This window comes from Neobacillus sp. 114 (assembly GCF_030127045.1).
Taxonomy (GTDB): domain Bacteria; phylum Bacillota; class Bacilli; order Bacillales; family Cytobacillaceae; genus Neobacillus; species Neobacillus rhizophilus.
On sequence record NZ_CP126144.1, the window covers coordinates 590134 to 602500 of the forward strand.

The window sequence follows — 12367 nt, forward strand, 5'->3', positions numbered from 1 at the left end:
AATAAATTAAGCGTTTGCAAAATCTACAGGAAAAAATGGGGGCTTTATATGAAGAAGTTTGGAGTAAGAGACCAGGTTGGATATGCGCTAGGGGATATAGGGGGAAGTTTTGTTAACTTATATATAGGTGGATTTTTCTTGATTTTTTGTACTTATGTATTAGGTGTAAGCCCTTACTTTATGGGAACGATGTTTTTGTTGGGTAAATTCTTTGATGCAATTTGCAATGTGGTTATGGGTACTCTTCCTGACCGTTGGAAATTAGGTAAATCTGGCGATAAATTTTTGCCGTATATTAATATTTCTAAATGGATTTTAGCCGCTTCCTGTTTATTAGCATTTGCAAACGTATCCAGTTGGGGATCTGCAGCAACTCATATATGGGTAGTATTCATTTATTTATTCTTCTGTGTTGCATATACAGCCGATTCCATTCCTTACGGTTCGCTTGCATCTGTTATTACAAATGATCCTGTTGAACGCACAAAATTATCTCGTGCCCGTGCTATTGGCGGTATGGTTGTCGGCCTTGGATTTTTATCATTCGTTCCAATGTTTATTTACGATAAGGCTGGAAAAGTGGTTCCGGAAGCATTCTTTCAAATTGCCATCGTCTTTAGTATTTTATCCGTTTTAGCTTATACAGGACTTGTAAAATTATCAACAGAACGTATTCGTGATGAAAATGGCCCAGGAACAAATTCCGACTATCAATTTAAGGATGCGTTTATGGTAGCAATTAAAAATAGACCGTTAATCGGAATGATGGTTGCATCAATTGGCTCACTCCTGATGATAAATGGCGTAAGTCAATTAGCTCCAATTGTCTTTGCAGAACGTTATCATATGCCAAGTGCTTTCGCTATTAACTCTTTCATTAGCATTGGTATTACGCTTGTGTTATTCGCCATCGTTCCTAAACTCGTTGTAAAGTTTAATAAAAGAAATTTAGTTATTGCTACAGCATTCTTCAGTTTAGCAGCATCACTAGTATTGACATTAGTTACAATCGAAAATGTATACGTGTTCATGGTTTTATATAACCTTGCTACAATCGGCTCAGCTGTCTTCGTTATGGTTGTTTGGGCTCTTGTAACAGATTGTATCGATTATGCAGAACTGCAAACTGGAAAACATTACGAAGGAACACTTTACTCCCTCTATTCCTTTGCTCGTAAAGTAGGGATGGGATTAGGTTCTGCGATCGGAAGTTACGCTTTAGGCTGGGTGGGTTTCGTTTCCGGAGCAAAATCTCAATCACCGGCAGTGGCCGAAGGCGTAGCAAAAATGTATACCGGTATGCCAGTCCTTGCATTCATCCTCATATTGATTGGTGTGGGTTTAATCTATAACCTTAATGCGAAAAGAACCAATGAAATGTATGCAGCATTAAAAGAAAGAAGAGCGTCTTAATAAGGTGCTCCCTATACGGTGATGCTTTATAAAATGAAATGGCAGGAGAGGTTTATATGCGTACTAGATTTCTTTCAAAACTGACAAATGGGGAAGTCGAAGAATATTTAAATAGAAATGATATCATATTTGTTCCTGTTGGAGTAACAGAAACACATGGAGCTTTACCGCTGGATTCTGAAACGGTTCTTGCAGAAGCGATTGCATTAAAAATGGCCGAAGAATCAGATGGGCTTGTATTGCACAACCTGCCTTATTTCTTCCCAGGCGGAACGATTGTCGGCCGGGGGACGATTCAAATGAGCGTAAAAGACGGAATGGCTTATTTAGATAAAATCGCCAAGTCACTACTAAACCAAGGCTTTAGACGGCAAATTTATATCACCAGTCATGGTCCAGCTTACTTGACTGTAAGCGGGATGGTTCGTGATTTCTTTGATGAAACGAAAGTGCCTGCTCTTTATATGGACGTATTAAAGGCAGCTGAGGTAGCCAAGTTCAATCTAATGGATGCATTCCATGATATGTCGATTGGTGCTTATAAAATTCTAGGCAGATTAGAAGATGTTCCATTGAATGTACCTGAATCTCATTCTGTAACTTATGATGTGCAGCATATGTTAGCAGGGATGAGTAAGAATCCTGGTAATACATTAGGAAAGTACGCTTATCAATCCGGTGCAGTGGGTTCTTACTTCTATGAGCCATCCGATCATATGGCTACACCGCTTTTGACAACACCAGAGGAAAGAGAAGAGCATGCAGAAGCTGGTGTACAAGCAATTAATGAATTTGTAAAAGCATTGGATATGCCGGCTATTGTTGAAACACTTCGTCAAGTCGATGAATATACGAGGGATACCGTTCTTCCTAGATACGGGGCGCATTTGCCAGGTAGAAATGCATAAATAACAGTGAACAAAACTTAGCAATTCATAATAGAGTTCCGGAACCATAGGGACGGTTCTGCCGGCTTTTTGGTGCATAGACATTAATGGTGGGCCATGAGAACCGTCCCTGTGAACTTGGTGGAAACTATAATACTGCAATTAAATTTAACTGACGCAAGCTGTTATGGAGCCAACTTTCCAATTTTTCATCCGCTCTCCTCCGATGTCCCACGTAGTAATCGAATACCTAATATGACAAAAACATGTTTGAAAAGTAAATTTTTAACAAAACTCACTTCGATAAGAGTATCAAAGTATGTTCATCTGACTCCATTCATCACCACTTTCCACTTCCTCTATTTTAGACGAAGGTCATTTATGAAACCCTGCAAACTTTTTTAAATAATTTTTTAAAAAATAAGTACTATAATACTCAGGTTTTCAATTGACTTTAATTCATTAACTCTTTAAATCCATCACGTACATTTAGACGTAAATGTTGGATGAAACCCTGCAAATTTTTTTTAAAAAAAGTTTTCATCATTGATATTGTTACATAAGTATGAAAAGTATAGTTACACAGGAAAAAGGATGGGTGTAAAAGAATTTAATATTAACTGAAAATGGAAGCGAGTGAAAAATGATGGAAAAACGAAAACTAGGAAATCAGGGATTGGAAGTCTCACCTTTAGGATTAGGCTGTATGGGAATGTCGGATTTTTATAGTGGCCGTAATGACGATGAATCTATTAAAACGATCCACTATGCTCTAGACCGGGGTATTAATTTCCTCGACACTGCTGATATGTACGGTGTAGGTAAAAATGAAGAACTAGTGGGGCGAGCGATAAGAGATTGTCGTGATCAAGTGGTGATTGCCACCAAATTTGGGAATGTAAGAGCTGAAGACGGGGCGTTTTTAGGCGTTAATGGGCATCCTGATTACGTAAAAAAAGCGTGTGATGCAAGTCTAAAAAGGCTGGGTGTTGATTATATTGATCTTTATTATCAACATCGGGTAGATCCTAAAGTCCCAATAGAAGAAACCATCGGAGCCATGGCTGACCTCGTGAAGACAGGGAAGGTACGTTATCTAGGGATGTCCGAAGCGGCCCCTCATACTATCCGCAAAGCACATCAGATTCACCCAATCTCTGCTTTACAGACAGAGTATTCATTGTGGAGCCGTGACGTTGAGGAAGAAATCTTACCAACCTGCCGTGAGTTAGGGATCGGGTTTGTTCCCTACAGCCCGCTTGGGAGAGGATTTTTAACAGGACAAATTCAAAAATTTGAAGATTTAGCAGAAGATGATTACAGACGATATTCTCCACGTTTCCAAGGTGATAATTTCCAAAAGAACTTAGATCTTGTAAGTAAGATTAAAGAAATCGCGAATGAAAAGGGATGTCAACCATCACAATTGGCACTGGCCTGGTTATTAGCCCAAGGAGAAAACATCGTGCCAATTCCTGGTACGAAAAAAGTGAAGTATCTGGAGGAAAACATTGGTTCACTTCAAGTCACCTTAACAGACGCAGACCTTCGAAGAATAAACGAAGTTTTTCCATCCGGTATAACAGCAGGAGAGCGTTATCCTGAAGCCGGGATGAAAGGAGTAAATATATAATTCAGACCTACTGCTCGTTTAGGTTACTGAAAAGGTTAGAAAAAATGGTACAAATCTTTGAAAGAAGAGTTGAGAAAATGGGGAAATTCAAAAATAATATAGATCGCTTTAATGGTTTTAGTTCACTATACGATCATAATCGTCCAAGTTGTCCAACTGAAGTGGTAAAAATATTAACTGCATACTTGAAAGATAGGCCCAAGCTAGTGATTGATGTTGGCTGTGGTACCGGGCTTTCTACTTTTATTTGGCTCAATGAAGCTGAAAAAATAATAGGAGTGGAACCTAATGATGATATGCGTAATGTGGCCGTATCCAATTGGGAAGCTTGCCAAAAGCCGACTAGTCTTAAGTTCGTAAAAGCATTATCACATCAACTTGGATTACCAGATGAAACGGCAGATATTATTACATGCTCACAATCTTTTCATTGGATGGAGCCTCAGTCGACTTTAAAAGAATTTGAGCGAGTTCTTCGTCCAAATGGGATTTTTGCCGCTTACGATTGTGATTGGCCGCCAACTTGTGACTGGAGGTTAGAAGACCATTATAAGAAATTAATTTCACATGCAGAGCATCGTCTATCCCAACTGTTGTCTCCTGAACGTCAAGCACATAGATGGAATAAGGAGGAACATCTGCATCAAATACAACAATCTGGATTATTTTCCTTTGCAAAAGAAATCGTTTTTCATAACTTGGAAAAATGTGACGCTGCTCGATATGCCAATATTGCACTAAGTCAAGGCGGTCTCCAAACAGCATTAAAATTTGGTGTACAAGAACTCGAAGCTGCTTTCTTGGACTTTAGAAGACATGTTGAAGAGGTTTTTTCTGGAGAAACAAAAGAAGTCCTATTTAGTTATCGAATGCGAATCGGGATAAAAAATAATGGAAACAATTGAAAGCCGTATGGACTGTTCGAGATTCTTCATTTTGAGCTTGAATATAAAAAAGTTGAAGATTATTTTGGATTTTCAATGTTTTTTACATTATTGATTCTATTAATATAGACTTTGGGCTCGTTCCCAAAGTCTATAAGATCATAAAGATATTTATATTTTAGTCTGCTGCTGTGCCCAATATTTAGAACGTAATTCTACTTTTAGTATTTTTCCAGAAGGGTTGCGCGGAAGCTCGTTCATAAAGTCGATGGACTTCGGTTTTTTGTAGCTCGCCAATTTTCCATCGCAGAAATCGATAACATCCTGTTCGGAAAGGTCTGTGCCTTCACGCGTAACCACTATGGCTTTTACCGATTCTCCCCAAACAGGATCAGGAACACCAATCACTGCCACATCGAGGATGCCGGGATGGGAATAGAGAACTTCTTCGATTTCCCTCGGATAGATATTCACACCGCCGCTTATGAGCATGTCCTTTTTTCGGTCAACAATGTAATAGAAGCCTTCTTCATCCTTTAATGCCATATCTCCGACTGTAAAATAGCCGTTCCAGAAAGAGGCTTCGTTTGCCTCCGGATTATTATAGTATCCATCCAACAGGTAAGGAGCTTTAATATATAGCTCACCGACCTCGCCATTTGCAACAGGGATCTTATTTTCATCTAAAATTAAACATTCTACCAGCGGGAAAGGCTGGCCGACACACCGATCTTTCCTGCGGATGTCCTTCGGCTTAATGTTGAGCGTTACCGCGCTCTCTGTTGATCCATAGAATTCATGTAAATCCACATCTTGAAAAAATTTAAGCACATCCAATTTCGTTTGCGTCGGAAGGGGGGACCCTGCAGAAATTAATACCCTCATCGAACTTGTATCATACTTGGATTTCGTTTCCCCGTTAAGATTCACTAAAAAGTTAAACATGGTAGGTGCCATAAACGTATTCGTAACTTTGTACTTCTCGACATCAGCAAGGAATTGCTCGGGACTGAAAGATTCCTCGATGACAAGAGTCCCGCCGACAATCAGCTGCATCATCAGGAATATCCAAGGGGCAGCATGATAGATTGGACCCGCGACAATATGAACATCGGATTCATCAACTTTGTATTCATAAGCCGCTGCCATGCCGGTAAGCACGCGGGATCGATGTGAAATCACCACACCCTTCGGTTTACCTGTTGTACCGGATGTATACCCAAGATAAAGCGTGTCCTTTTCATCCACTTGGATATCAGGTTCATCAGCCTTCCCTCTTGCTAAAAAGGTTTCATAATCTATAAAACTGGCAGTGGAAGAACCATCTGCCACAACAACGGTATCCAATTGAGGCAATTGGGGGAGAAGCTTTTCAATTTCTCCTGCATATTCAGCTGTCGTGACGAAGCCGCGGCTCTCAGAATTTACTACGATATACTCAATCTCAGAACCTACTAGTCGGAAGTTAATAGGAACTAAAATGACACCAATCTTGGATAATCCAAGGATCATTTCCACATAGGCGGAGTGGTTTTTCATCATTACGGAAACTTTATCGCCTTTCTTATAGCCCAAAGATAAGAAAGCGCTTGCAATTTGGTTTGCACGTTTATTTAGTTCGCCGTATGTCCATTGTTTATTTTTAAAAATAACAGCCGGTTTATTCCCTAAACTTGTCCGAATTTTGCTTCATAATCGATCCAAACGTAAGCATCTTGAGCACATCCTCTCCAGTATTCTGCATATCTGAATTTTCTTACATTTATTATTGTACGAAATCTTTTAGGTAATGTCAAAAGGTGTCAGGGCCGCTTGAATAAAGTTCTCCTCGTAGGAGAGCTACATATAGGAAAGTTTTAAAGGAATCTAAATCATAAGTCATTCTTTTCAAAAACTGGTTTCTACAGCGGATGAAAAAACCATATATATAAAGAAAAAGTTAACAGAGGTAGATACATTGGACAAAAAAAATAGCAGATTTAGATGGGTTGTATTTGCTTCAGTACTGTTTACTTATTTATTCATGTCGAGCCAGCGAACTGCTCCGGGATTGATTACGGACCAAGTGATGAGGGATTTTCATGTAACAGCAACAACGATTGGTTTACTTGCAAGCATTCAATTTTTTGTTTACACGGGTTTGCAAATTCCGATGGGGATTATGGCTGACCGATTTGGCCCCAATTTTTTTCTCATTATCGGTGCGATCCTTACGGGTCTCGGTACCATCATTTATAGTCTCGGCACCCATGAATTTGTCTTGTTTTTTGCCAGAATCCTGACGGGGATGGGGGATGCGACCATCTGGGTCAATATGGTGTTAATCTTGAGCCAATGGTTTAGTGCGAAGGAATTTACCCGCTTAATCGGTGTGGCAGCAATGACGGGGAGTCTTGGTTTTCTTTTGGCGACAGTCCCATTCTCCTTATGGATTGACCTGCTTGGTTGGAGGGCAGCGTTTTTTTCAACAGGCCTATTATTATGTCTATGTGGCATTTTCCTATATTTTGTGCTTCTCAAAAAGCCAAAACAAATCTTACCTGATAAAACAATAACTGAAAAAAGTGAGATCCAACGGGAAAAAACGTTGGTTTTACTGCGAAGAATTGTTTCATATCGCCAGGCATGGGCGTTATTCTTATGTCACTTTGGGATTGTCGGAACGTATGTAGGTTTTATCGGTTCATGGGCAGTGCCCTATGGGATGGATATGTATGGAATGACACGTTCCGAGGCGAGCCGGCTTATTTTGATTGGTCTGGTTGGGGCACTGATTGGTGCTCCTTTATCCGGCTGGATTTCAAGCCGGCTAGAGATGATTAAACGCCCTTATGTGGTTGTCCATATCATTCTAATCTTGAGTTGGTCTACCTTTCTTTTATTTAAAGGGAATCCTCCCAATTTCTTGTTAACGATGCTTTTCTTTGTTATTGGTCTTGCGTATGGGGCAAATGCCTTAACGTTTGCTGCCGTTCGTCAATCTTTTCCAATCATGGAATCTGGCCTTGCCTCCGGATTTGCGAATACAGGTGGATTCTTGAGTGCCGTATTGCTGCCAAGTATTTTTGGAAATGTCTTGGATCACTTTCAGACCGCTTCAGGCAGTGTAAGTGCCGGCTACTACCATGGTCTCATCACACCAGTCATCTTCTCCATAATTGGCTTGATTGGAGTGATCACGATCAAGGAATGAGGCATGGGGACGGTTCTTCTGCCTCATTTTTTATTTGTCTAGACTGTTTTCGTAAATGTTTTCAGGTTTTATTTGCGATTTTAAGGGTTTTATTTGCGAATCCAGCACTTTTACTTGCGATTTTACGAGTTATATTTGCAAATTCGACCCCTTTATTTGTGAAATCCTTAAGCAGTAATGTTTTTTAAGTATTTTTCTTTGAGGGTTAGTTCCCTGTCACTTTCAAGCCTTACTTGGCAGGAGGACTGCCCCCCGTTTCTCTATTGGTTTTTGAAATCCGGTGGGCAATAATGTAATATTAGATAAATCAAATGGTGCTTGGACATGGGACAGGCACTAATTTTTTTATATGGAGGCCAATTGTGGATAATAACGATATATTAATACGGCTGCGATATGCGCTGGAACTAAAAAATAAAGAAATGGCTGAGATCTTTCAGCTTGGCGGTGTTGATGTAACAGTACCGGACGTAATAAAGATCCTCACGAAGGAAGATGATGAAAGCGAAGACCAGCTTAAATGTAATAACAGTATGTTCGATTCGTTTTTAAATGGATTTATTGTCTATAAAAGAGGAAAGCAAGAGCCAAAACCAGGCCAGCCTGAACCATCTGAACCGTCAATTAAGAGAAGTGCAAACGTTAATAATCTCCTGTTGAAAAAAGTAAAAATAGCTTTAGCATTAACTACTGAGGATATGTTGGATATTTTTGGGGAAGCAGGAATCACGGTTTCAAAAGGGGAACTCGGCGCTTTATTAAGAAAAGAAGGGCACAAGAATTATAAAGAATGCGGCGATAAATACGCCAGGAACTTCTTAAAAGGACTGGCGATTAAATATAGAGGATAAGCCTTGCAGGTGATGACATGATACATACCTACTTAGGGGAGACAATACGTTTTGAGATCAAGTACAAAAATCGTACATCTGTAGGAATGACGATTGATAGCTATGGAAATGTAGAAATCCAGGCTCCGAAAGGGATATCTGATGAAAAAATTCTTCAGTTATTAGAGGAAAAATGGGACATCATTCAGCAAAAATTAATGGAAATGAAGGGCAGACTGGACGGGCCACAGGAAAAGGCCTATAAGCATGGTGAAAGCTTCCTTTATTTAGGGAATACCTACCCCATACAGATCATCCAGGATAAAAATATAACGGAGGACCGTGTATCGTTTGAAGGTGAAAGGCTGCATATATATGTGAAACAGCTTGATGATGAAAAAATCAAACAAGCCTTAAAGCGATTTTATTATCAGCAATGTAAGGCTTTAGTGGAGAAAAGCATATCCTCCTATCAAAGCCACTTCAAAACAAAGCCACGTTCCATTCGGATCACGGATAGCAAAACCACATGGGGAACCTGTGATTCAAAACTGCAGTTAACCTTTAACTGGAGACTGGCAATGGCACCACGAGAAGTAATTGACTATGTAGTCGTTCACGAAATGTGCCATATGGTTCACTTGAACCACGACCGATCCTTCTGGCGCCTGGTAGGAAAAATAATGCCTGATTATAAAGAAAAGGAAAACTGGCTGAATTTATCAAGTTGGAAAATGACAGTTTGAGGCACGGGGGACGGTTCTTCTGCCTCATTTTTTATTGCCTGTTAATTTTTTTCGACCTCAAAAGTCGTCAATTTTTATGTGTGGTATTAATGCGAAAACCTTTAGCAGCAAAGTTTTTTTAGGATTTAATTAAATGTTTGAATAACAGACAAATATTTTAATCGCTTATTAGGTTTTTGCTTTCATAACAGGCATGACCGAGTTTTTAAACAAACGTTTGTATAGATTGCTAGAAGGGAAATCTGACGAAGATTGACAATGGTAGTTGAGGTTAGGGTGTTTGATCGGTTTGGAATATAAATTCTTCGTTTTTCTTCTTGTTTATTCAGCAATTTTTTTGCCTCAAAAAGCAGTCAATTCCCCGCTATGAATAGATCTTGAACAGATTTAATCAGACGTTTGTGTAAACGACAATAATTTTAGCCGTATAATAAATAATTGCTTATTTTTGTTCACTATTTATTAATTTTAACCAAACGATTATTTAAAAAAAGCGAATGGGGAATTATGTCGGAATTTGGGTAGCGCTATAAAAGGCCAGCCTCCCTAACATTAATCGTAAAACAGGAGACTGTCCCTTTTTTGGTGCTAAACTCTAGATACATTATTATTAACCTGCTCCAATTTAGTGGCGATTGCAGTAACCATATCCTTCGTTACATTAGGAAGCTGAGACTTTAAGATTGCATTAACCACCGGTCCCGTTGCGCCACCGGCAGTGAGCTCAAGAAAGCCTGTGATCTTCGTTTTATTTTTATCCACCGCTTCTGCTAGAAAATATCCTTCACCAGTAAGTCCTTCATTTACTCCCTTTAACTGAAATGTAATCTTTGTCGGTTCGATCCATTCTTTTATGGTGACCATCAGACTCATCTTTTTCTTTATAAATCCGATGTTACTATTAAACTCCCAAATAGATTGACGGTTCGTAAATTTTCGATGTTGAATATATCCGGGGATAAGAGGAGCCCAATTATCCATATCCTTAACAAACTTCCAAACCTTATTGATCGGGACATCCACCTCAACTTGATGCATTCCGGTTGGCATTCATTTTTCCTTCTTTCCGTTACAATATAAGATCTTCTTTTATTTATATGTTTCATTATTTAAAGGGAGATTTGTCCCTTATAGCTTGGGCGAAGGATATTAATGGTTTCAGATGTACCGTGGCTTTTAATTCAATAAGGATGAGGTATAAAGTTTGGGATTAATCTAAAAAAAATGAAAAAATAGATTGACGTGTTAAAAATAATCTAGTAATATAGCATTTGTCGCTAAGAGATATGGCGAAAAACATTTTATCTCTAAAAAACAGTTGACATTTAAAGATCACTACAGTAATATTAATTGCTGTTGCTGAATTAAGTTGCTAGCCTTTTGAAAAAAAGCGGTTGACTAGTTCAGAAAGAGATGATATATTGTTATTCTGTCTCTGATAAAATTGTTCTTTGAAAACTAAACAAACAAAAACGTCAACAAACAATAATTATCATGTTTCTTCTATATTAAATAGAAAACATGAGCCAACGTAACATTTTTGAGCTAATCAACTCAACTTTATTGGAGAGTTTGATCCTGGCTCAGGACGAACGCTGGCGGCGTGCCTAATACATGCAAGTCGAGCGAATCACTGGGAGCTTGCTCCCGGTGGTTAGCGGCGGACGGGTGAGTAACACGTGGGCAACCTGCCTGTAAGACTGGGATAACTTCGGGAAACCGGAGCTAATACCGGATAATTTCTTCCCTCGCATGAGGGAAGGTTGAAAGTCGGTTTCGGCTGACACTTACAGATGGGCCCGCGGCGCATTAGCTAGTTGGTGAGGTAACGGCTCACCAAGGCGACGATGCGTAGCCGACCTGAGAGGGTGATCGGCCACACTGGGACTGAGACACGGCCCAGACTCCTACGGGAGGCAGCAGTAGGGAATCTTCCACAATGGACGAAAGTCTGATGGAGCAACGCCGCGTGAGCGATGAAGGCCTTCGGGTCGTAAAGCTCTGTTGTCAGGGAAGAACAAGTATCGGAGTAACTGCCGGTACCTTGACGGTACCTGACCAGAAAGCCACGGCTAACTACGTGCCAGCAGCCGCGGTAATACGTAGGTGGCAAGCGTTGTCCGGAATTATTGGGCGTAAAGCGCGCGCAGGCGGTCCTTTAAGTCTGATGTGAAAGCCCACGGCTCAACCGTGGAGGGTCATTGGAAACTGGGGGACTTGAGTGCAGAAGAGGAAAGCGGAATTCCACGTGTAGCGGTGAAATGCGTAGAGATGTGGAGGAACACCAGTGGCGAAGGCGGCTTTCTGGTCTGTAACTGACGCTGAGGCGCGAAAGCGTGGGGAGCAAACAGGATTAGATACCCTGGTAGTCCACGCCGTAAACGATGAGTGCTAAGTGTTAGAGGGTTTCCGCCCTTTAGTGCTGCAGCTAACGCATTAAGCACTCCGCCTGGGGAGTACGGCCGCAAGGCTGAAACTCAAAGGAATTGACGGGGGCCCGCACAAGCGGTGGAGCATGTGGTTTAATTCGAAGCAACGCGAAGAACCTTACCAGGTCTTGACATCCTCTGACACTCCTAGAGATAGGAATTTCCCCTTCGGGGGACAGAGTGACAGGTGGTGCATGGTTGTCGTCAGCTCGTGTCGTGAGATGTTGGGTTAAGTCCCGCAACGAGCGCAACCCTTGATCTTAGTTGCCAGCATTCAGTTGGGCACTCTAAGGTGACTGCCGGTGACAAACCGGAGGAAGGTGGGGATGACGTCAAATCATCATGCCCCTTA

Annotated in this window: 9 protein-coding genes and 1 rRNA gene (1 of these 10 cut by a window edge); 8 read left to right on the forward strand and 2 right to left on the reverse strand. The window is 40.6% G+C overall.

Features of this window, described 5'->3' with window-relative positions; genetic code table 11:
• The first annotated feature begins 48 nt into the window (after positions 1-48).
• From QNN06_RS02805 to QNN06_RS02820, 4 genes are all read left to right on the forward strand, one after another.
• Entirely contained in the window at positions 49-1413 is a 1365-nt protein-coding gene (locus tag QNN06_RS02805) for an MFS transporter (protein ID WP_213120685.1), read from the forward strand.
• Between the two features lie 56 nt (positions 1414-1469).
• Entirely contained in the window at positions 1470-2321 is an 852-nt protein-coding gene (locus tag QNN06_RS02810; RefSeq protein WP_284036929.1) for a creatininase family protein, read from the forward strand.
• 625 nt (positions 2322-2946) lie between these two features.
• Complete coding sequence (locus tag QNN06_RS02815) at positions 2947-3933, forward strand: aldo/keto reductase (protein ID WP_284037880.1); 987 nt, start codon at positions 2947-2949, stop codon at positions 3931-3933.
• Positions 3934-3977: 44 nt separating this feature from the next.
• Positions 3978-4838 carry a class I SAM-dependent methyltransferase gene (locus QNN06_RS02820; protein ID WP_284036930.1) on the forward strand — a complete coding sequence of 287 codons (861 nt, stop codon included), beginning with the start codon at positions 3978-3980 and terminating at the stop codon, positions 4836-4838.
• A gap of 150 nt (positions 4839-4988) precedes the next feature.
• Here the strand turns inward: QNN06_RS02820 and QNN06_RS02825 are convergent, their stop codons facing one another.
• Positions 4989-6500 (reverse strand): class I adenylate-forming enzyme family protein, encoded by a 1512-nt coding sequence (locus QNN06_RS02825; protein ID WP_284037881.1) that lies wholly within the window; start codon positions 6498-6500, stop codon positions 4989-4991.
• A gap of 274 nt (positions 6501-6774) precedes the next feature.
• Between QNN06_RS02825 and QNN06_RS02830 the strand changes: the two genes are divergently transcribed.
• The 3 genes from QNN06_RS02830 (at position 6775) to QNN06_RS02840 (ending at position 9586) form a co-directional block, all read left to right on the forward strand.
• Positions 6775-8010, forward strand: a complete 1236-nt coding sequence (locus tag QNN06_RS02830; protein ID WP_284036931.1) for an MFS transporter — start codon at positions 6775-6777, stop codon at positions 8008-8010.
• Between the two features lie 362 nt (positions 8011-8372).
• A complete protein-coding gene (locus tag QNN06_RS02835) occupies positions 8373-8861 on the forward strand; it encodes a YehS family protein (RefSeq protein ID WP_217034507.1) in 489 nt (162 codons plus the stop codon).
• A gap of 17 nt (positions 8862-8878) precedes the next feature.
• Positions 8879-9586 (forward strand): M48 family metallopeptidase, encoded by a 708-nt coding sequence (locus QNN06_RS02840; protein ID WP_217034513.1) that lies wholly within the window; start codon positions 8879-8881, stop codon positions 9584-9586.
• 588 nt (positions 9587-10174) lie between these two features.
• On the opposite strand, the gene QNN06_RS02845 is transcribed toward QNN06_RS02840, so the two are convergent.
• Positions 10175-10636: an SRPBCC family protein gene (locus QNN06_RS02845; RefSeq protein ID WP_213120680.1), complete on the reverse strand. Its 462-nt coding sequence runs from the start codon at positions 10634-10636 to the stop codon at positions 10175-10177.
• A gap of 510 nt (positions 10637-11146) precedes the next feature.
• Between QNN06_RS02845 and QNN06_RS02850 the strand changes: the two genes are divergently transcribed.
• Positions 11147-12367, forward strand: a 16S ribosomal RNA gene (locus QNN06_RS02850); it runs 329 nt beyond the window's last position.